We start from the raw sequence: 20672 nt of genomic DNA, 5'->3' as shown, positions 1-20672 counted from the left end.
AAGCGGCCATTGCATGGCTTCTATGCGTCGCATGCACAAAGTCACTTTTAGACCGACACTGCCTTGCGGGAACCGCGCGCATTGCGGCCCCGTTGAAGCATGACAACAAAGGCAAGCAATAAGAGTGCAGGCAAGAACATCCAGTATTTGCTGGGTGTCGACACTGGCTTGAGAACGCGCAGAACCTCTTGGTCCCAGTCCAGCCCAGCGTTCGACGCCGGTGAATCGTAAAGCACATCGTCGATGATCATCTTGTCACCGTCCATGCGCGTCACGATACCTGCAGCTTCCAGCTTTTCCTCGCCCGTGGTGCCTGCGCCGATCGGCAGAAGGGCCACAAATTCAATGGGATCACCCAGATCACCGACACCGGACACGCGCAGGCGCAGGTCTTGGCCAACAGGTGTGTCAGCAGCGGCTTGAACGATCTCGGCGGGTGCTTCCTCAAGATACGGGGGGAAAACCATGTCCATCCAGAAACCGGGACGGAACAGCGTAAACGCGATCAGCAGCAGGGCAATCGTTTCGTAGAAACGGTTTTTCGCCAGGAACCAGCCTTGGGTTGCAGCTGCGAACAGCAGCATCGCAAAGGTCGCGACAATGAAGACGAATATGCCTTGGAACATGGTCACGTTGATCAGCAGCAGTTCAGTGTTGAAGATGAACAGGAACGGCAAGGCCGCAGTGCGCAGCGAATAGAAGAACGCGACCACACCGGTTTTGATCGGATCACCGCCGGATACAGCAGCAGCCGCAAAGCTGGCCAAGCCAACAGGCGGCGTCACATCGGCCATGATCCCAAAGTAGAACACAAACAAGTGCACAGCGATCAGCGGTACAATCAGACCGTTCTGCTGGCCCAAGGTCACGATGACAGGCGCAAGCAGCGCGGACACAACGATATAGTTCGCGGTGGTCGGCAAGCCCATTCCAAGGATCAGAGACAGGATCGCCGTCAGGAACAGGATGGCAAGGATGTTACCACCCGACAGCACCTCGACCACATCGGCCAAAGCTGACCCCACACCAGTCTGGCTGACAACGCCCACGATGATACCCGCAGTCGCCGTGGCAATACCGATACCAATCATGTTGCGGGCACCAACGACCAAGCCGTCGATCAGGTCTTTCAGACCCTCAACCACATCGTTGGCAAACTGGCTTTCGCCGCGGAAGATCGCCATCAGCGGACGCTGGGTGACCAAGATGAACACCATATAGGTCGTCGCCCAAAAGGCCGACAGGCCGGGGGACAAACGGTCAACCATCAACGCCCAGACCAGCACGACGATCGGCAGGATAAAGTGCAGACCGGACCGCACTGTCGGGCCGGGCATTGGCAAACGTGTCACGGGCGCGTTTGGATCGTCCAGCTTCAGCGGTTCTTCTTTTGAACCAACAAACAGCAGTGCGGCGTAAACGGCTGTCAGAAGACCAAAGATAATGTAGCCCGCGCTGTTCGGGAATGCAGGGCGCAACCACCCCATGCCATAATAGACGGCAAAGCTAAGCGCACAGATCGCCGCCACGATGAAGGCGGAAACCAGCAGGCGTTGCACAATGGGCTTGGGCGTATAGGGGCGTTCAAGACCGACCATACCGGCCTTAAGGGCCTCAAGATGCACGATATAAACCAGCGCGATATAGGAAATCACGGCAGGCAAAAACGCGTGCTTGACCACGTCGAAATAAGGGATGCCGACATATTCAACCATCAAAAACGCTGCAGCACCCATAACAGGTGGCATGATCTGGCCGTTCACGGATGACGCGACTTCGACCGCGCCCGCCTTTTCGGAACTGAACCCGACCTTCTTCATCAACGGAATGGTGAATGTACCCGTGGTCACCACGTTCGCAATAGAGGAACCAGAGATGAGGCCTGTCATGGCCGAAGACACAACGGCAGCCTTCGCAGGCCCGCCCTTCATGTGACCCATCAGACTGAACGCCACTTGGATGAAATAGTTGCCCGCGCCGGCCTTATCCAGCAATGCGCCGAACAGAACGAAGAGGAAAACAAACGATGTCGAAACACCAAGCGCGATGCCGAACACACCTTCTGTGGTGATCCACTGGTGGTTCACGATCTCGGAAAGGGAGTTCCCCTTGTGCGCGATGATGTCGGGCATGACCGGACCAAGCACGTTGTAGATCAGGAATACGGAGGCCACGATCATCAAGGCAGGGCCAAGCGCGCGGCGCGTTGCCTCAAGCAGGATCATGATGCCGATAACGAATACCACGGTGTCTTGCATGTTCGGCGCACCAACGCGGCCGGAAATTTCACGGTAATAGACAAATAGATATAGGGCAGCCGCAGCACCAACGACGGCAAGGATCCATTCCCAAACCGGAATACGGTCTTTGGGAGAGCCCAGAACCACTGTGGCGACAACGGCGATGGCGACCAGCGGGATCCACCACGTCGGTGTTCCGTCTTTGGCACCAACCATAAACAGATAGGCCAGAATGATAGGGACCGCGACACCAAGGCCCAGTTGCACCTTGGTGCGGGCGGCGGGGAATGCGGCAATGCCAAGAAAGATCGCAAAGGCAAGGTGGATCGAGCGGGTTTCAGTATCGTTGAAAACACCCCAACCGACAATAAAGGGAATGGGCGACGCGATCCACAACTGGAACAACGACCATGCAAGGGCGGTCATGGCAAGGAAAACGCCAACGCTCCCCGTTGCGGATCGACCGCCGGTGTCAGAGGAAGCGACCAGTTCGTCTAATTCCAACTGGCTTAGCCCGCCTTTTCCGGCGGCTTCGGCTTCGACGGCAGCAGCTTGCTGTTGATCATTGTTTGACATGTATCGTCCCCTTGGCGGCCCCGTCTTAGGACAGGTGCACTTTTATTATCTTTGGGCAGGTATTGTACAAGTTTGGTCCAGAAGCGGGGCACACCCGCTTCTGGTGGTCTCTAGAGGGTGTGGATTACTCCATCCAACCACGCTCTTTGTAGTACTTCACAGCACCGTCATGCAGAGGCGCGGACAGACCGTCTTTGATCATCTCTTCTTCTTTGAGGTTCTCAAACGCAGGGTGCAGCTTCTTGAAGCGGTCAAAGTTGTCAAAGACAGCCTTTACGACTTCGTACACGACGGCATCATCGACATCCGAAGACGTCACAAACGTGGCTTTCACACCAAAGGTCTTAACTTCGCTGTCTGTGCCTTTGTACATCCCACCAGGGATAGACGCATACGCATAGAAGGGGTTGTCAGCGACCAGCTTGTCGATGGCTTCGCCTTCGACTGGAACCAGCTTGGCATCCACGGTCGAAACAGCTTCTTGGATCGACCCGTTCGGGTGACCAACGGTATAGATGATTGCATCAACCTTGTTGTCGCCCAATGCGGCGGCTTGCTCGGCTGGCTTCAGCTCGGATGCGAGCGCGAAATCATCCATGGACCAACCTTTGGCGGCCAGAACGACTTCCATTGTGGCCAACTGACCGGAACCGGGGTTACCGACATTAACGCGCTTGCCCTTAAGGTCGTCAAAGCTTTCGATGCCGGCATCGGCGCGTGCAATCACGGTAAAGGGTTCGGAGTGTACAGAGAAAACTGCGCGCTCTTTGTCGAACTTGTCACCCTCGAACTGCGAGGAGCCGTTGTATGCGTGGAACTGCCAATCGGACTGGGCAACACCCATATCCATGTCGCCCGCCTTGATGGCGTTGATGTTGGCGATGGACCCACCTGTCGAAGGCGCTGTGCACTTCAGACCGGTTGTGGCGCTGTCACGGTTTACCAGACGGCAGATCGACTGACCTACAACAAAGTAAACACCAGTTTGGCCGCCAGTGCCGATGGTGATGAATTTTTCTTGCGCTGTCGCAGCTGTTCCCGCGACAAGCGCGGATGCGATGGCGATAGACTTGAAAATCGTCATTTGAAGTCTCCCAACTTTTTAATCTGAACCCGCGTCATTTAAGCGCGGGTTTTCTCTCATGAAGTGAATGAACGCAGATACCGCGCCGTTAAACAAGTGGATTTATGCGACCGTCGACGTCGTTTTTTAGGTCCGACAAGGGCGAAATGATCGATGGTTGAAAACTTGGCCTAGATCTTTTTAATTGCCCAAGCTGTTGGATATACTAATCAACAAGAACTTTTGCGCCCAAAGAAATTAACACAAGGCATTGGAATATAACAAATAACTTCAATAAAATTGATTTGGAAAAATAGATCAGAAAAATTGTGTTGATAAAATCAAACAGCTGGTTTTCACTCGGCCAAACTACTTTTGCACCCGTTCAGACACATTTGAGAATATTATGATATACGTGCGGTCAACAAGTAATTTAGCCTACAAAAATTGCATCTGCAGGAGCATCCATGCACAGAATCTCATCCCTTGCCCGCTTTGCTACCTTCGCAGGAGTCGTCCTTTTGGCTCTCGTTTCGGTGATCTTGATGGTCGCTTGGTCAGCTTGGTTTATCATTCCATTGATCCTTTTTGGGACAATGTCGGCGATGGGGGTCTATGACCTTATTCAGGAGAAACATTCCATCCTTCGAAACTACCCGGTGCTTGGGCATATGCGGTTTTTCTTTGAAGGCATCCGTCCCGAGATCAGGCAGTATCTGATTGAATCCGATCAAGACGAAGAACCCTTTAGCCGCGATGACCGGTCTTTAGTGTATCAGCGCGCCAAAGGTCAGGAAGATGCGCGGCCCTTCGGGACCCGAATGCGGGTCTATGATGCCGGTTATTCTTGGGTGACACATTCTGTTCAGCCGATTCATATCAAGGATACCGACTTTCGTGTGCGCATTGGCGGCAAGGACTGCACCAAACCCTACGATGCCTCAATCTACAACATTTCAGCGATGAGCTTTGGATCGCTGTCTGCCAACGCTATTAGCGCGCTCAACAAAGGTGCCAAACTGGGTGGATTTGCCCACGATACCGGCGAAGGCGGGGTCAGCCGGTATCACCGTTCCGGCGGCGGAGATCTGATCTATGAAGTCGGCTCCGGCTATTTCGGCTGCCGTACTGATGATGGCCATTTTGATCCCGAAAAATTCAAAGAACAGGCCAGCAGCGATCAGATCAAGATGATCGAGGTGAAACTGAGCCAAGGTGCCAAGCCGGGGCACGGCGGCATGCTCCCTGCTTCAAAGATCAGCGCAGAAATTGCAGAGGCCCGCGGCGTGCCGATGGGGCAGGATTGTGTGTCGCCAGCCGCGCATTCCGCGTTTACCACGCCGGTTGAGATGATGTTGTTCTTGGGAAAATTACGGGATCTTTCTGGCGGCAAGCCCGTCGGGTTCAAGCTGTGTATTGGCCACCAGCGCGAATTCATGTGCATGGTCAAAGCGATGCTGGAAACCGGCATCGTGCCCGACTTTATCGTGGTAGACGGCACCGAAGGCGGTACCGGTGCGGCACCGCTGGAATTTGCAAATCACGTGGGCATGCCGATGGTAGAAGGGCTGACATTTGTGCACAATACGTTGCGCGGTGCGGGCATCCGCGATCAGGTGAAACTGGGTGCCGCAGGCAAGGTCGTATCGGCGTTTGATATCGCACGCGCCTTGGCCCTTGGTGCAGATTGGTGCAATTCTGCGCGTGGCTTTATGTTCGCGATCGGCTGTATTCAGGCCCAAGCCTGCCACACAAACCATTGTCCTGTCGGCGTTGCGACCCAGGACCCCATCCGCCAACGCGCCCTTGATGTGGGTCACAAAAGTGAACGTGTGGCACGCTTTCACCGCAATACGCTCGCCGCTTTGGGAGAGATGACCGGTGCTGCAGGTCTATCGCACCCCAGTGATTTCCTGCCCCGTCACATGATGCTGCGCCAAGGCGACAAAAGCATGGTGCAAGGGGATGAGGTCTATGGCTATCTGCCCGAGGGATATCTGCTGGACGACAAATCTCCGGACTTTCGGGGTAACAAAACCCGCTGGAGCCGCGCACAAGCCTCGAGCTTTACGCCATTCGATTGACCAAAACAAAAGGCGCGCAGGTTTCCCGGCGCGCCTTTTTTCTATAGTCTAAAACTTAAAATGTATCGTCAGCTACTGCCGCCAGCACCGCAGCTTCAAAAATTGCGAGGCCTTCTTCTACGATCTCGTCCGATGCTGTCAAAGGTACCATCACACGGATTGCGTTGCCTTGCATGCCACAGCTAAGCAGCAGCAGACCCCGCTTTAGTGCATGGGCGATAACGCGTTTGGTGAAATCACCATCAGGCTTCGCAGTGTCAAAGTCGGTCACAAATTCGACCGCGACCATCGCGCCAAGACCGCGAATGTCCCACATGCGGAAGGGTGCGGCGCGCGCGCCGATTTCCGCAAACCGTGCTTTGAGGTGCTCGCCCATTCTGGCGGAGCGCGCCAACAGACCTTCATCTTCGATTGCAGCAATGGCAGCAAGAGCCGCAGCACAAGCAACGGGGTTGCCACCGTAAGTGCCCCCCAAACCGCCCGGAGCCATCGCGTCCATCACGTCGGCGCGACCAATCACACCCGCAAGCGGATACCCCCCCGCCATGGATTTCGCGACAGTGATCAAATCTGGCACGACGCCGGAATGTTCGATCGCAAACCATGTGCCTGTGCGACCAAAGCCCGCCTGCACTTCGTCGGCAATCAACATGATGCCATGTTCGTCACAAATCTCGCGCAGTTGGCGCATCATGTCGAACGGCACTGGCGTGTAGCCACCTTCGCCCAGAACGGGTTCGATGATGATCGCTGCGATACGCTCTGGCTGGGCATCGGTCAGGAACAGGTTCTTGAGGCCAATGATCGCGTCTTCGACAGTGATACCATCACGCTGGGACGGGAAAGGCGCGCGGAAGATGTCTGCCGGAAACGGTCCGACGTCTTTCTTGTAGGGGGAAACTTTGCCGGTGAGCCCAAGCGTCAACAACGTCCGACCGTGGTAGGCCCCGGTAAAGGCAACCACACCGGGACGGCCCGTTGCAGCACGCGCAATTTTAACCGCGTTTTCAACAGCTTCAGCGCCCGTTGTGACCAGCAGGGTCTTTTTCGGCATATCGCCGGGGGCAAGCGCGTTCAGCTTTTCTGCCAGCTCGATATAGGGGCCGTAAGGCACAACCTGAAAGCTGGTGTGCGTGTACTGATCTTCTTGCGCCTTTGCAGCTGCGACTACTTTTGGGTGACGGTGGCCCGTGTTCAAAACGCCGATACCGCCAACAAAATCGATGTAACGGTTGCCATCTTCGTCCCACAGTTCCGCGTTTTCAGCGTATTTGGCATAGATCTGCGTTGCAGATGCAACACCGCGGGGCACGGCCAGTTCGCGTCGTGCGGCAAGCTGGGCGTTCGTCTCAATAGACATATTCGCTTCAAGCATATCGGGAACGATTGTGCTTTTCACAGTTTTCTTTGCAGCGCCCTTGCGGGACGTTTTTTTAGCAGTGCTAGACATCTACAAATCCTTTTAATAGAACGCAGGCGTACGTTTAAAATCCTCTTATTGTGTTTAATTTAATTGTCAATGGAGTTTCTCTTACGCGCGATACTGCCCCTTTGCCTGTGCTAAATTTCGCCTGTAATTGCATGGCGATAGGGTTTAGATGGTGTATCGAAATTTTTAGGGGTCGGGCGTGGACATAGGTCATAGGCTAAGAACGATTCGCGAAGAACGTGGCCTTTCGCAGCGCGAGCTTGCCACCAAAGCGGGTCTGACCAACGGAACGATTTCCTTGATCGAAAAGAACAAGACCAGCCCGTCTGTCGCATCACTGAAAAGCTTGTTGGATGCAATTCCGATCAGCATGGCAGAATTCTTCTCACCCCTCGAGGATACCGAAACGCCCAAAGTTTTCTTCCGACAAAGCGAGTTTATAGAAATCTCACCCTCCAGCGAAGGACAGGTTTCGTTGCGCCAGCTTGGCAGTGTAGAAAAACATTCCCTACAGGTATTGTATGAAACCTACCCGCCAGGGGCCGACACCGGCCCCGAATTGATCGTTCACGACGGCGAAGAAGCCGGCGTTGTGATATCAGGAGAGATTGAAGTAACCGTCGAAAACGCGGCGTCAGTGCTGACGCCTGGTGATGGTTATATATTTGACAGCCGCCTGCCGCACAGGTTTCGCAATATCGGCAATGTCACCTGCATCGTGGTAAGCGCCTGTACACCGCCTAGCTTTTAACAGTTTTTGTGCTGCTACGGCCGCTATGTCTGCAGAGCCGCCAGCCTCCCGTCACATTCCACTTGTCATCGGTTTACGGGTCAAAAACAAGCCTACACGCTTTTGATCAGCGTCAACCAGCCATGCTTCATCTAGGAAAAGATGTTAAACCAACCACGTTGCAGAACCCTGAATTTCGCCATCAGTAATCGTAAACTTCCTTTTGCCGAAGGGGCACGGGAAATTCGACACTAAGGCTGAAACTTTGATCTTCCTCTACAACTTCAAATTGCCCGTTCAGCTGCCGCGAAAACGCATTGATCAGACGCATTCCCAATCCCGTTCCTTCTTCGGCATTCTCGATGGCGATCGTATTTTTCACCACCAACAGGGCCATTTCCGGCTTGATATAGCTTAGCCTTATTTCGATCTTGCCGGGCGCATTTCCAGAAACACCGACGTATTTCAGCGCGTTTGTAAGGGCTTCTGACACCAGCAGCGTCAACGGTGCCGCATCGTCAGGATCAAGCTGGATCGCTTCGTATTCCTGCACCACTTGTACGCCAGTCCCACTGGGCAGGCCCACGCTGAGAAGTTGGTTGACGATTTCGTGCACCAGAGCGCCGCCATCAACGCGGGTCAGGTTATCATCTTGATACAGGCTTTTGTGCACAGTCGCGAGGCCAAGTATCCGATCTTGAAGGCGCTGCAAGACGCGCTTGGCGTCGGGTGTTGCGGCTTGCCGGATCTGCATGTTCATGATCGACGAAATCAGCTGTAGGTTATTCTTGACCCGATGATGCACTTCTTTCAGCAGGATATTCTTTTGTCGCAGGCTGTCTTCCAAAAGTGCTTCGTCGCGGAGGATCGATTCAGCCATGCCCACAAAGGCCTCTTCCATCGCGACGATCTCGGTCGGGACAAAACCGCCAAGCGGCGCACGAGGCAGGGTTCTGTTCAGCGCAAAATGACGCATTTGCCGTCCCAACTTGCGGATATGGCGTATCACCAGACGGTTGAGCGCCCAAAACGCAACGATCAAGCTGGAGATCCACATGATTGTAGGCAAGAACAACGTGAGCGTCGTGGTGGTTCCGGCTTGCAAAACCGGAGAATCCTCTGACCAAACGCTCATCGCATAGACGGCACCGGGGACGATGGGCAGCACCGCATAGACCCTGTTCTGGCCCCTGTTGTTAGTTGCACGAAACACACGGCCAGATTGGCTGATGTACCATTTCAGCTCTGAGGCTGAAGGCAGTTCCTCTTTGGCGACTGCAGGTCCGTTTTCTGCGGTCAGAATTCGGCCTTCAGAATTGAACGTCAGCATCGCTTCAGGTGGATTGGCCAGATCAGGTTCCTTGACGCTCTGGAACACTTTTTCCGGGATCGACATGTTTATGAACCCAAGCAATTCGTCTTCGACAAAAAGAGGGACGGTTACGATTAGAATGGGTTCTTTACTTACGGGCGCATCTTGCATGACATGCGCCATCCGCGTCTTGCTCCGCATCATTGCTTTGAAGACGCCAAGTTCCGAAATATCCAGCCCGGACCCGGATGACGCGCAATTCACCTCACCACTGGCCATCACATAACTAACGACCGTGTAAAGGTGTGATGCCTGCTGATATTCACGCAAAAACGCGCTGCAGGATCTGCTGTCCCTCTTGATCAGATTAACCACGGACGCCAGCGCTTCGGCCGCGCCGAATGCTTCCTGGATCATGCTGCTTTCCTGGGTCGACGCCTGTTCGGTAATTGCCAGTAAAGACAGTTCCGAATTTGCAAGATTCTGATCCGCAATCTCTCGGGTCTGGAAAACAGAGATAAGCCCGATGGGCAACAAGGCGAGCGACAGGAACAGCAGGACCTTAAAAGCAAGACCGCGCAAAACGTTCGTCGTTAAAAATCCAGAAGTCATTTTTAAAAAGAGGATACCTTCGATGACGAAATTACCGACATTGTAGCATCATCCGTCATTTCCAATGTCTCGTCGTCCCGCAGGCCCATCAATTCGGCAATCCGTGCACGTGCCCGGTTGGTCCGGCTTTTGATTGTCCCCACTGCAACACCACACATTTCGGCCGCTTCTTCATAGGAAAACCCCGAAGCTCCCACCAAAAGCAATGCTTCGCGTTGTTCATCCTTGAGCGAACCCAATGCTTTGCGGAAATCGTTCATCTGCATGTGCCCGTCATGCGCAGGCTTCTCGGCCAGGCTTTCGGTAAATATGCCATCGACGTCCGCAACCTCGCGGTTGGCCTTGCGGCGCGACGAATAATACGTGTTGCGCAAAATTGTGAACAACCAGGCACGCATGTTCGTGCCGACCTCAAACTTATCGATATTGGTCCATGCTTTCACAAGCGTGTCTTGTACCATATCGTCCGCAATGGCACCGTTTCGGGTCAAACTAATCGCAAAAGCGCGCATAGCCGGCAAATGCTCGACCAGTTGATCGCGAGGATCTTGCCCGCTCACTTGCTTGCACCGTTTTCTCTCTCTTGTTCTTTGAGCTTGTTCAGAAGTTCAGTAAACTTGTCTGGAATCCCTTCATCGACTGTCTCCTCGTAGACTCGCCTAAGGTTTTCGTCGATAAAGCGCTCTCTTTCCTTGTTCTGAGCTAAGTGCATTAGAGGGTTCCTGACTTGTAAATTGTTTTTGTAGACATGGCGCATGGAACTAAACATTACTTTACGTGGTTTAGTTCCACAAATACTTTAAAAGGACGACAATAAATGACGGATACTACCGAAACGCATAACATCAGCGATGCCTTGGGCAAGTGCCTTCCCTATTTGCGCCGCTATGCGCGGGCGCTGACGGGAAGCCAGGCCAGTGGTGATGCGTTTGCCGCAGCATCTCTTGAGGCGATCTTGACCGACCGTTCCGTTCTTGACGGTGTTGAAGTACGTACTGGTGTTTTTCGCGTGCTTTACAGCATTTGGGCCAGCGCAGGTGCCCCCATCGAAGAAGGCGAAACCGGCATGCGGGCCAAAGCCCAAAAGCACCTTGCCAAACTGACCAACCACAGCCGCGAAGCATTGTTGCTGCATTCGATCGAAGGGTTCTCTTTCGAAGAAGTTGGCACCATCATCGGCGTCGAAACCCAAGAAGCCAATGAGCTGGTGCAGATTGCTCGTCGCGAGATGTCCGACCATGTCACAGGGTCTGTGATGATCATCGAAGACGAAGCCGTCATCGCTATGGATCTGGAATCCATTGTTAGTGATATGGGTCACCGGGTTACCGGCATTGCACGGACACAAGCCGAAGCGGTCAAATTGGGCAACGCCGATGTGCCGGATCTGATCCTTGCGGATATCCAGCTTGCCGATAATTCCTCCGGCATCGACGCAGTAAACGATTTGCTGGGTGATTTGGGTCTGCGTCCTGTGATCTTTATCACCGCCTTCCCCGAACGTTTGCTGACCGGCAACAAGCCAGAGCCTGCATTCCTGATCTCAAAGCCTTATACCGTCGATCAGGTGCTTTCTGCTGTTTCACAAGCGATGTTCTTTTCGTCGACCGAAACCTTGCATAAATAATCAGGCCTCGGTGCCACGACGAACATCCATGTCAAAAAAAACCACGCTTTCCGGCGTGGTTTTTTTACGCCAAATTGGGGGGAACCTTTTGCCTCACAAAAACGTTAGTATTGTAAGTAATCTATCTAGGAGACGCAAAAATGGCTAAGGATAACACAGTGAATAAAGTCGCCACAGTCGAAGATCTTTCTGTACAGATCGCAATTTTGAAAGATGATATCGCCGCCCTGACCGGGACGATTGGTGATTATTCCAAGGCGCAGACCAAAAATGCAGCCGAACACGCAAAGTCCACCGCGCAGCATTTCGCAGACACGGCGCAGGATCTGGCGAATGACGGTCGTGCAAAAGCCTCGCAGGCTCAAGACTCCGCCGAAGAGTTCATCCGCACCCAACCCGCGACAGCGCTTGGTATTGCTGCTGGCGTCGGATTTTTGGTTGGCCTGATCTCGGCACGCCGCTGATGTTGGACCTGATCGCAGATCGTCTTGCGAGTAAGGTCAAAGAAACCGCCCATACCGCTGCAATCGGTTTGGGCGCGTTTTTGTGTCTTGTGATTGGCAGCTTGTTTTTAACGGTCGCTGCTTGGCTGTTTTTGCTGACTTTCACAACGACGCTGGTCGCGTGCCTGATCATCGGCTCTACTTTTTTCGGCATCGGGCTGATCTTGGTGTTTGCGATGTCCATCCGGTCGGCCGCGCGCAAAAGACTAAAGCAGAGACTACAGATGGAAGCCGCAGCAGCCCAAAAGGCACAGCTGAGCGGTGGCGCAGGTGGCATTGCAGCGATTATAGTCGCCTTCATCAATGGCATGAACGCCGGAAGAGGCACGCGCCTTTAACTTGCGCGTTGCCTGCCGCTAATCTTTATCGACCATCACAAGTTCATCCGCAGCATGCGCCCCGCGCTTGCCGCGGGGACGGTCCCGTCCGATCGTGCTATCCATCTTGGTGCGCAATTCAACCTGCGCATTCCAAGATGCCCCCATCAGCACCAAAAAGCTGCTGATCCACAACCAAACCAGCATCGCAATCACGGCACCGATTGATCCGTAAACCTGATTATAGTTCCCAAAATTGGCGACGTAGTAGCTGAACCCGATTGACACAAGCGCCCACGAGGACACAGCAAACACCGCACCAAATGTCAGCCACCCCATCCTGGCGGGACGGCGGTTTGGGCCAAAACGGTACAGCACGCCGACACCGGCAAGCAGAACGGATATCGCGATGGTCCAACGGGTCAGCTCTGCTACGATTGAACCGAAAATACCCAGCGGAATGAACGAGAGCACGATCGGTGCAATCACCACGGTAATCAGTGCAATAATCCCCACCATCACCAGACTGAACGTCAACATCAGCGCCCGCAGATAGTGGTATGCCGCATTCCGGTTTCGTTCATTATAGACACTGTTCAGGCCGATCATCATGGCGCCAACCCCTGCCCGCGCAGACCAAAGTGCCGCCAACAGCGATACAGTCCCTGCCCAGCCCAGTGTCTCTGAACTGGTCGTGACCATTGATACAATCTGGCCGTTGATTATGTCGTAGACATCATCTGGCATCAGCCCCCGCATGTCCTCAAGCTGGGCAATCACCACGACAGGGTCCGAGATTAGGCTAAGGATCGCAACCAGTGCTGCAAGGGCGGGAAACAGCGACAACATGGCATAAAACGCGATACCCGCCGCGATCAAAGCCACGTTCTTTTCGCCTATATCCACGATACAGGCTTTCAAACTTACCCAGTACAATTTGATGATCTTGATCGTTATCTGTCTCAAAAACTCCGGCCCTCGTCTGGCAGATCATGTCGGGGTTGGCCGCGCGCCACCCTGATCAGTCGTGCCCCTCTACCTCATCGCGGACTTGACCCCAAGCCAACAGCGTAAAGATAATCGTACCCCCGATGATATTCCCCGACAGCACCGGAAGGAAAAATCCGAAAACCGCACCGGAGAACCCAAGCTGACCATCCAGAACCATGACCGCCATTTCAACAGAACCCGCCACGATATGCGCAAAATCACCTGCGGCGATCAGCCATGTAAAGACCAAGATCAGGAAAAACGCCGTTTCGTCGGCCTGTGGCAGCATCCAAACGATCAAGGCAACAATGACACCTGCAGGAATAGCGCGCCAGAACCCCTCGTAGGCACCCATGCCAGTTGCATGCTGCGACAGGTCAAGAATGGCCGGGATCACGTCAGGTGAAATGGCAGGCGTACAAATGAACAATGCCGCTGCCGCAAAGGCACCTACGACGTTCGCCGCCAAAACAATGACCCAAAGCCGCATCATAGATACGAATGATGCCCATGTCCGCGCCCGCATGATCGGCAACACAGTGGTGATCGTGTTCTCGGTAAACAACTGCATCCGACCCATAATGACGGCCAGAAACCCCATCGAATAACCAAGGTTCTCGATCAAAAACCGATAGGGCGTGTCTGGCAGATAGGTCCTGAAAATAGCCTCGGCCAACACCGACAGGCTGATCATGATACCCGCGGCAATACCCGACCAGATCAACGATCGCTTGCTGCGCGCAAGTTCTTCTTCGCCTTCGCGCCGAATGACCTCATAGATCATTCTGGGCGACAATGCCGTTGCGTCGCTGACAGAGCGTTCTTCCGCCTGCTTTTCCTTGTCTTTCTTTCTCGAGACACTGCGTTGGATCAAAGGTGCCATTAGACGCTCCGGTATTTCTTGACGTTGATGCGCCCGGTTTCATCAAAATGAAGATGGCCAAAGCGGATAATTCTTGTTGTGATCTGGACGAGATTTAGCGCACACATTCCCAAAGTACACAGACTAACGCAGCAAGGCCCGAAAATGTTCACAAATAATCCAGAACTCACAAACGCCATTCGCGCAAGCTTTGCCCATGTGGACAATTGCCCGTTCCAAGGCCCTCGCATCTTTTTCGAAAACGCAGGCGGGGCGTTGACGTTGAATACGGTTGTCGAAACCTCGACGCTGTTTGCGTCTATCCCCGACAACCAAGGCCGCGATAACCCCGCGTCCCATGCGCTGGTTGCGAAGATCAAAGAGGCCAAGGCGGATATGGCTGTGTTCTTTAACGCACCCGGTGGCCAGTTTTTTGTCGGCGAAAGCGGAACCGAACTTTCCTTTCGGTTAATCCGGACGGCGGTAATGGGCACCCCCGCAGGCACCGTTATCGGCTCTACTGTGGAACATCCTGCCTCGCGCAGCGCTGCCCTGCACTGGGCCGAGAAGGCAGGCAAGGACTACATTAGCGTGCCCCATGACGATGCGACAGGTCAGGTCACGCCGGCCGCCTATGCCGCGCTCATGACGCCGCAAGTACGGGTCGCCACGATCCTGCACACCTCTCCCGTCACGGGCATTGCCAATGATGTGGCCGGCATTAGTGCTGCGATCCGCGCGGTTGCCCCTGATGCGTTTATCTTTGTGGATGGCATCCAACATGCCAGCCACGGGCGCATTGATATCGCCAGCTATGACATCGACGGCTATGTGATTTCGCCCTACAAACTGTTTTCGCGCCACGGCTATGGTATTGCTTGGGCATCGGATCGGCTAAGCGCCCTGTCCATCGAAACGCTCAAGAACGGGCCTGCCGGGAATTGGGAAATGGGCACCCGCGACACCGGTTCCTATGCCACCTTCAGCGATGTGGTGCGCTATTTCGAATGGCTGGGGCAGCAGGTTTCAGATGAAACCAACCCACGCGCCCAGATCGAAGCAGCGGGTGCCGCGATCCATGATCACGAAAAAGAGCTGACCACCGCAATGCTGTTCGGCACCGGCAACCTTGCCGGTCTTGCCGACCTGCCGGACGTGGCCATCCTTGGTGGCACCGACAACCCCGACCGCGAAGGGCTGGTTTGCTTTGCCCTTAAAGCCGTGCCCGCGGCAGACATCGTAGACAAGCTCAACGCCCAAGGTATCCGGACCCATGTTCGCAAGGCCGATCACTACTCTGGCAACATCCTGACACCTCTTGGTCTGGATGCCGCCGTTCGGGTGTCGCTGTGCCACTACAACACAATGGACGAAGTCCGCACTCTGCTTGCCGCCATGAAGGACATTGCCGCATAAACGCGTCCAGCCTGCTTCATTTTGCAAAATAAACTCAAATCCGACCGCGCAGCCCAAGACACCGCTTGCCTTGGGCGCGCGCCCGTTCAAACATGCGCCTATGACAAGCACACTCTCCTCCGCCATTATCGCCAAGCGCGACGACCTGATCGCGCTGACCCAGGATTTGATCCGCATCCCAACGCTCAACCCGCCGGGGCGCGACTATCTGCTGATCTGCGAATACCTCGACAAGCGGCTTAAACAGCACGGGTTCGAGACACAGCTGATCCGCGCCCACGGCACCCCCGGCGATAGCGTGAAATACCCCCGTTGGAACATCATCGCCCGTCGCGAGGGCACCCGTTCGGGTGAGACCGTGCATTTCAACAGCCACACCGATGTGGTCGAGGTCGGCGCGGGCTGGACCTTTGAACCCTTTGGGGCCGAAGTATCTGATGGCAAGATTTACGGGCGCGGGACCTGCGATATGAAAGGCGGGCTGGCCGCATCTATCATTGCCGCCGAAGCGTTCATCGAAACGCACGCAGACTTTGCTGGCGCGATCGAAATTTCCGGCACCGCTGATGAAGAATCTGGCGGCTATGGCGGCGTGGCTTATCTGGCGGAACAGGGGTTCTTTAACCCCGAACGGGTCCAGCATGTGATCATCCCCGAACCCCTGCAAAAAGACCGCATTTGTCTGGGCCATCGCGGTGGCTGGTGGGCAGAGATTGAAACCAAGGGCGAAATCGCCCACGGCTCCATGCCGTTCCTTGGCGACTGCGCTGTGCGGCACATGGGGGCCGTGCTGTCCGAGTTCGAAAACAAGCTTTTCCCCGCCATGGCCGCACGTCACACCGATATGCCCGTCGTCCCCGAAGGGGCGCGCAGTTCGACGATGAACATCAATTCGATCCACGGTGGGCAAAAGGAAAACGACGATGACTTCGACGGATTGCCCGCCCATTGCGTCCCTGACAGTTGCCGGATCACCATCGACAGACGGTTTCTGCTCGAAGAACCCTTGGATCAAGTCCGCGGCGAAGTTCGCGCGCTGCTGGAAGGCTTGCGCGAAACGCGCGTCGATTTCGACTATGAACTGACAGAGCTGAATTCGGTCCTTCCCTCAATGACCGACCGCGACGCGCCAGTGGTTCAAACCGTGGCAAACGCGATCCAAGATATCATGGGCAAGGCACCTGAATACGTTGCATCCCCCGGATCATACGATCAGAAACACATCGACCGGATCGGCAAGTTGAAGAACTGTATCGCTTACGGGCCCGGCCTTTTGGAGCTGGCGCACAAACCTGACGAATATATTGGCATCGACGATATGATCGACAGCGCGTGCGTCATGGGTGCGGCGCTGGAAACGCTGCTTTTGCCGAAAATATAGGCTCTATTCAGGCGGAAACGCATGGGACGCTGCGATTGCCAGACCGTCAACAATGGCGGTCATGGCAGCCCCGCGGTGCAGTTCCGCCTGCGGAAACGCGCGGCGCATCGCCATGTCAATCACACCCATCAGGCTTGAGCCACCGACAAAGATCAGCTTGTTCACGTCGGCCGGCGCAAGATCGGTCTGCGCGACCAGATCGGTGGCAACCTGTGCGATGCTGTTCGCCATTTCATTCAATGTCGCAGCCATCATCGCGGGTGGCAGCGGCACGCGCAGACCACGTTCAAGAATATCCAGCTTGATCTCGGGCGGGGCGGTTGCAGCCACATCATTCGCCGCGATCTTGCCCGCCTCGACGGCAAAAGCGATGTCGTGGCCCAACTCGTCCTCAAGCACCTTGACCAGACGGTTCAGCAAATCAGGCTGAACGGCATATTTTGCCAAATCATCAACGGCACGACGCTGTTCGCGGGTATAAAGGAACGGGATCTTCTGCCATGTCGCCAGATCGGTGAACACGGCATGAGGTGCAGCGTGGGTTTCACTGCCAAAGACGTGCTTGATCTGACTGCCCATGCCCAGATGCGGCATGACGTGATGCAGGCTAAGCTCGCGGTCGAAATCCGTACCGCCCATGCGCAGACCCTTGCTGGCCAGAATATGAATGCCCTTGTCGCCTTCTTGGCGGAACAAGGTGAAATCCGATGTACCACCACCAATATCCACGATCAGCCCCAGATCGCCCGGCTCAAGAACCGCGCGGTTGGCTAGGGCGGCGGCCTCGGGTTCGGGCATGAAGCGCACGTCCTTGAATCCGGCCAGATGATAGCATTCCGTCAAATCAATCAGCGCTTGCGCATTGCGCGCAGCATCGGCGCTGTGAAACATTACAGGACGTCCCGACAAGGCCCGGTCGAATGTCTGGCCTGTGGCTGCCTCGGCGCGCTGTTTCAGCTCGGCCAGAAAGCTGGCCACGATGGCGATGAAATCCATCCGCTTGCCCAGTAACATCCGGCTTTCGCGCATCAAGGGCGTGCCCAGCAGGCTTTTGAGCGCGCGCATATACCGCCCCTCGTCGCCACCAATCAGCGCCTCTTGGGCACCGCGCCCGTAAATGATCTGCTTTTCCTCGACATCAAAGAACAACGCTGTGGGCAGGGTGTTTTCACCTGCCTCGACATCAATCAGGTGCGGCACACCGTCGACGGCATAGCCCGCCGCAGAGTTGGACGTTCCGAAATCAATTCCCAATGTGGAAGACACCGCAGCCATAACGCACCCCTGCCTGATAAAGCGAAGCTGGCGCATAAACCGACAGCGGGGGCGGCACAATACAAATCTGTAACTGTTATTCCAGTGCTGGCCAAAGCCATTCGAACTGAGTAGTCTTTTTTCAAATGGTTAACAGGAGACACCGATGTTCCATCTTCGCTCACTCATTCTTGGCACCTGCGCCGCCGCGCTGATGGCCGGTGGTGCGCTTGCCAAAAGCGACATTATCGTTGCGATGCAGCTTGAACCGCCACATCTGGACCCGACCGGCGCTGCGGCAGGTGCCATCGATTCAGTCCTTTACTCAAACGTGTTCGAAGGGCTGACGCGCTTTATGGGTGACGGCTCGGTTGTGCCGGGTCTGGCAGAATCATGGGAAGTTTCCGAAGACGGCCTGACCTATACCTTCAAACTGCACAGCGGTGTGACCTTTCACGACGGCACCACGATGGACGCAGAAGATGTGAAATTCAGCCTTGACCGGATCGGGACCGAAGACAGCGCAAATGCCCAAAAAGCGTTGTTTAGTGCCATATCCGAGGTCACTGTGATTGACCCTATGACGGTAGAGATCAAGCTGTCCGAACCCAACGGCAACATGCTGTTCAACCTTGCATGGGGCGATGCCGTTATCGTTGCGCCCGAAAGCATCGACAACATCAAGCAGTTGCCGATTGGCACCGGTGCGTTCAAGTTCACCAGCTGGACGCAGGGCGACAACATCATGATCGAAAAAAACCCTAACTACTGGGGTGCGCCTGCCGCGTTGGAAAAGGCGACGTTCAAGTTCATTTCAGACCCTACAGCGGCGTTTGCGTCGATGATGGCAGAAGATGTGGATGTTTTTGTCGGCTTCCCCGCCCCTGAAAACCTGCCCCAATTCGAAGCCGACCCCCGTTTTCAGGTTCTCGTCGGGTCCACCGAAGGCGAGACGATTCTGGCGATGAACAACAAGCAGGCGCCGTTTGACAACGTCATGGTCCGCGAAGCCGTCACCCACGCGATCAACCGTCAGGCTATTATTGACGGCGCGATGTTCGGCTATGGCACGCCCATCGGCACGCATTTTGCACCGCACAACCCGGCGTATGTCGATGAAACCGCAATGAGCGCCTTTGACCCTGAAAAATCCAAGGCCTTGCTGGCCGAGGCCGGTTTCCCCGACGGGTTCGAGACAACTCTTGATCTGCCGCCCCCGTCCTATGCCCGCCGTGGTGGTGAAATCATCGCAGCACAATTGGCCGATGTGGGGATTACTGCGAAGATCAACAACGTCGAATGGGCGCAGTGGCTTGAGACCGTGTTCAAAGGCAAGAACTTTGGCCTGACCATCATCAGCCATACAGAACCTATGGATATCGGCATCTACGCCAATCCCGATTACTATTTCCAATACGACAACCCTGATTTTCAAGCGCTGATGACAAAGCTGAACGCGACAACAGACCCTGATATGCGGGCTGAAATGCTGGGCGAGGCGCAAAAGACCATCGCCGAGGATTATGTGAACGGCTATCTGTTCCAGCTTGCCGCCCTGTCAGTCGCCAAAGCAGGCGTTCAAGGTCTTTGGAGCAATGCCCCGACGCAGGCAACAGACCTGACAGGCGTCACCTGGGCTGAATAAACCAAGACGGCTTTCAATCTAGATCAAACGCCTCCGTTCTGCGGGGGCGTTTTTTGTTGCCGGTCATGGCCAGCGCCAAAATCGCGCGCAGCAAGCTGTCTTACCATCTGCAAAATCTCCGGGCGAATCTCTCCCTCGTTGGGGGTGTCGCGCAGGGTCGTGAACCAATGATCCGGTGGATTCTTACCACGGCGGTTGCCGTCGAAACGCAGGCCGCGCAAGACGGCTTCTGCCTTGGGGGGCAACCGGTCAGGCAGGTCATAGCCGTTCAGAATACCCCAAACACCTGTCCACATGCGCCCGACCGACCAAGGGTTGTACCCACCCCCACCCAGAACCAGCAGACGCGGGGCCATGCCCATCAACCCGCGCAATACGGCCCAATGTGCGTTGTTAGAGAGCGAAAGATGCGAAAGCGGATCTTCTTCTACGGCGTCAGCACCACATAGCAGGACGATCGCGTCAGGCTTGAACGCTTGCACGCGCGGCAGGATCAGATGATCACGGATATGCGCCATTTCGGTATCGTTCAGCCCACGCGGGACCGGCAAGTTGAACGCATTGCCACCCGCATCATTTTCGATTGGTCCGGTACGCGGCCACAGGCGATCTTCGTGCACGGATATCATCA

Annotated in this window: 17 protein-coding genes and 1 pseudogene; 8 read left to right on the top strand and 10 right to left on the bottom strand. The window is 55.0% G+C overall.

The features are described from left to right. Nucleotides 1-47: 47 nt before the first annotated feature. The gene (locus ABYT07_RS02700) at nt 48-2816 is read right to left on the bottom strand and encodes a TRAP transporter permease (RefSeq protein WP_372989265.1); all 2769 of its coding nucleotides are present in this window, start codon (nt 2814-2816) and stop codon (nt 48-50) included. 124 nt (nt 2817-2940) lie between these two features. Then, nucleotides 2941-3900 carry a TAXI family TRAP transporter solute-binding subunit gene (locus ABYT07_RS02695; RefSeq protein WP_372989263.1) on the bottom strand — a complete coding sequence of 320 codons (960 nt, stop codon included), beginning with the start codon at nt 3898-3900 and terminating at the stop codon, nt 2941-2943. Nucleotides 3901-4346: 446 nt separating this feature from the next. On the opposite strand from ABYT07_RS02695, the gene ABYT07_RS02690 reads away from it, so the two are divergent. Beyond that, nucleotides 4347-5963: an FMN-binding glutamate synthase family protein gene (locus ABYT07_RS02690; protein WP_372989261.1), complete on the top strand. Its 1617-nt coding sequence runs from the start codon at nt 4347-4349 to the stop codon at nt 5961-5963. Between the two features lie 55 nt (nt 5964-6018). On the opposite strand, the gene gabT is transcribed toward ABYT07_RS02690, so the two are convergent. Further along, a complete protein-coding gene (gene gabT / locus ABYT07_RS02685; protein WP_372989259.1) occupies nt 6019-7413 on the bottom strand; it encodes a 4-aminobutyrate--2-oxoglutarate transaminase in 1395 nt (464 codons plus the stop codon). A 178-nt stretch (nt 7414-7591) separates the two neighbouring features. Between gabT and ABYT07_RS02680 the strand changes: the two genes are divergently transcribed. After that, nucleotides 7592-8143, top strand: a complete 552-nt coding sequence (locus tag ABYT07_RS02680; protein WP_372989257.1) for a cupin domain-containing protein — start codon at nt 7592-7594, stop codon at nt 8141-8143. Between the two features lie 181 nt (nt 8144-8324). Here the strand turns inward: ABYT07_RS02680 and ABYT07_RS02675 are convergent, their stop codons facing one another. The 3 genes from ABYT07_RS02675 to ABYT07_RS02665 are packed head-to-tail and all read right to left on the bottom strand — an operon-like array spanning nt 8325 to nt 10758. After that, on the bottom strand, nt 8325-10046 hold the full coding sequence (locus ABYT07_RS02675; RefSeq protein WP_372989255.1) for a sensor histidine kinase: 1722 nt from the start codon (nt 10044-10046) through the stop codon (nt 8325-8327). A gap of 2 nt (nt 10047-10048) precedes the next feature. Further along, complete coding sequence (locus tag ABYT07_RS02670) at nt 10049-10606, bottom strand: RNA polymerase sigma factor (protein WP_372989254.1); 558 nt, start codon at nt 10604-10606, stop codon at nt 10049-10051. After that, nucleotides 10603-10758 (bottom strand): NepR family anti-sigma factor, encoded by a 156-nt coding sequence (locus ABYT07_RS02665; protein ID WP_372989253.1) that lies wholly within the window; start codon nt 10756-10758, stop codon nt 10603-10605. The genes ABYT07_RS02670 and ABYT07_RS02665 overlap by 4 nt, the downstream gene beginning before the upstream one ends. A 105-nt stretch (nt 10759-10863) precedes the next feature. Between ABYT07_RS02665 and ABYT07_RS02660 the strand changes: the two genes are divergently transcribed. From ABYT07_RS02660 to ABYT07_RS02650, 3 genes are all read left to right on the top strand, one after another. Next, the gene (locus ABYT07_RS02660) at nt 10864-11673 is read left to right on the top strand and encodes a response regulator (RefSeq protein ID WP_372989251.1); all 810 of its coding nucleotides are present in this window, start codon (nt 10864-10866) and stop codon (nt 11671-11673) included. A 140-nt stretch (nt 11674-11813) separates the two neighbouring features. Next, nucleotides 11814-12137, top strand: coding sequence for a YqjD family protein (locus tag ABYT07_RS02655; protein ID WP_372989249.1), 324 nt, complete (start codon nt 11814-11816; stop codon nt 12135-12137). Beyond that, nucleotides 12137-12514, top strand: a complete 378-nt coding sequence (locus ABYT07_RS02650; protein WP_372989247.1) for a hypothetical protein — start codon at nt 12137-12139, stop codon at nt 12512-12514. Before ABYT07_RS02655 ends, ABYT07_RS02650 begins: the two co-directional genes overlap by 1 nt. Nucleotides 12515-12532: 18 nt before the next feature. Here ABYT07_RS02650 and ABYT07_RS02645 read toward each other — a convergent pair whose 3' ends face one another. Together ABYT07_RS02645 and ABYT07_RS02640 are read right to left on the bottom strand one after the other, a co-directional pair. Next, entirely contained in the window at nt 12533-13444 is a 912-nt protein-coding gene (locus tag ABYT07_RS02645) for a YihY/virulence factor BrkB family protein (RefSeq protein ID WP_372989290.1), read from the bottom strand. Nucleotides 13445-13514: 70 nt separating this feature from the next. Continuing rightward, complete coding sequence (locus ABYT07_RS02640) at nt 13515-14366, bottom strand: formate/nitrite transporter family protein (RefSeq protein ID WP_372989245.1); 852 nt, start codon at nt 14364-14366, stop codon at nt 13515-13517. A 144-nt stretch (nt 14367-14510) separates the two neighbouring features. On the opposite strand from ABYT07_RS02640, the gene ABYT07_RS02635 reads away from it, so the two are divergent. Together ABYT07_RS02635 and ABYT07_RS02630 are read left to right on the top strand one after the other, a co-directional pair. After that, complete coding sequence (locus tag ABYT07_RS02635) at nt 14511-15761, top strand: aminotransferase class V-fold PLP-dependent enzyme (protein WP_372989243.1); 1251 nt, start codon at nt 14511-14513, stop codon at nt 15759-15761. A gap of 100 nt (nt 15762-15861) precedes the next feature. Next, nucleotides 15862-17142 carry an acetylornithine deacetylase/succinyl-diaminopimelate desuccinylase family protein gene (locus tag ABYT07_RS02630; protein ID WP_372989241.1) on the top strand — a complete coding sequence of 427 codons (1281 nt, stop codon included), beginning with the start codon at nt 15862-15864 and terminating at the stop codon, nt 17140-17142. Between the two features lie 3 nt (nt 17143-17145). Here the strand turns inward: ABYT07_RS02630 and ABYT07_RS02625 are convergent, their stop codons facing one another. Then, the gene (locus tag ABYT07_RS02625) at nt 17146-18417 is read right to left on the bottom strand and encodes an Hsp70 family protein (RefSeq protein ID WP_372989239.1); all 1272 of its coding nucleotides are present in this window, start codon (nt 18415-18417) and stop codon (nt 17146-17148) included. A 145-nt stretch (nt 18418-18562) separates the two neighbouring features. Here ABYT07_RS02625 and ABYT07_RS02620 point away from each other — a divergent pair, with 145 nt between their 5' ends. Further along, nucleotides 18563-20041, top strand: a complete 1479-nt coding sequence (locus ABYT07_RS02620; protein WP_372989237.1) for an ABC transporter substrate-binding protein — start codon at nt 18563-18565, stop codon at nt 20039-20041. Nucleotides 20042-20064: 23 nt separating this feature from the next. Here the strand turns inward: ABYT07_RS02620 and ABYT07_RS02615 are convergent. After that, nucleotides 20065-20672, bottom strand: a pseudogene (locus ABYT07_RS02615) (acetoin utilization protein AcuC); the annotation flags it as partial.

Source organism: Sulfitobacter sp. (genome assembly GCF_041552635.1).
In the GTDB taxonomy this organism is placed as follows: domain Bacteria; phylum Pseudomonadota; class Alphaproteobacteria; order Rhodobacterales; family Rhodobacteraceae; genus Sulfitobacter.
This window is presented reverse-complemented; position numbering and strand designations above follow the sequence as displayed.

Bases quoted from the DNA above. Each gene is read 5' to 3' on its own strand.
- ABYT07_RS02700 (WP_372989265.1), bottom strand. From the start codon at position 2,816: ATGTCAAACAATGATCAACAGCAAGCTGCTGCCGTCGAAGCCGAAGCC.
- ABYT07_RS02695 (WP_372989263.1), bottom strand. From the start codon at position 3,900: ATGACGATTTTCAAGTCTATCGCCATCGCATCCGCGCTTGTCGCGGGA.
- ABYT07_RS02690 (WP_372989261.1), top strand. From the start codon at position 4,347: ATGCACAGAATCTCATCCCTTGCCCGCTTTGCTACCTTCGCAGGAGTC.
- gabT (WP_372989259.1), bottom strand. From the start codon at position 7,413: ATGTCTAGCACTGCTAAAAAAACGTCCCGCAAGGGCGCTGCAAAGAAA.
- ABYT07_RS02675 (WP_372989255.1), bottom strand. From the start codon at position 10,046: ATGACTTCTGGATTTTTAACGACGAACGTTTTGCGCGGTCTTGCTTTT.
- ABYT07_RS02665 (WP_372989253.1), bottom strand. From the start codon at position 10,758: ATGCACTTAGCTCAGAACAAGGAAAGAGAGCGCTTTATCGACGAAAAC.
- ABYT07_RS02660 (WP_372989251.1), top strand. From the start codon at position 10,864: ATGACGGATACTACCGAAACGCATAACATCAGCGATGCCTTGGGCAAG.
- ABYT07_RS02655 (WP_372989249.1), top strand. From the start codon at position 11,814: ATGGCTAAGGATAACACAGTGAATAAAGTCGCCACAGTCGAAGATCTT.
- ABYT07_RS02650 (WP_372989247.1), top strand. From the start codon at position 12,137: ATGTTGGACCTGATCGCAGATCGTCTTGCGAGTAAGGTCAAAGAAACC.
- ABYT07_RS02640 (WP_372989245.1), bottom strand. From the start codon at position 14,366: ATGGCACCTTTGATCCAACGCAGTGTCTCGAGAAAGAAAGACAAGGAA.
- ABYT07_RS02635 (WP_372989243.1), top strand. From the start codon at position 14,511: ATGTTCACAAATAATCCAGAACTCACAAACGCCATTCGCGCAAGCTTT.
- ABYT07_RS02630 (WP_372989241.1), top strand. From the start codon at position 15,862: ATGACAAGCACACTCTCCTCCGCCATTATCGCCAAGCGCGACGACCTG.
- ABYT07_RS02625 (WP_372989239.1), bottom strand. From the start codon at position 18,417: ATGGCTGCGGTGTCTTCCACATTGGGAATTGATTTCGGAACGTCCAAC.
- ABYT07_RS02620 (WP_372989237.1), top strand. From the start codon at position 18,563: ATGTTCCATCTTCGCTCACTCATTCTTGGCACCTGCGCCGCCGCGCTG.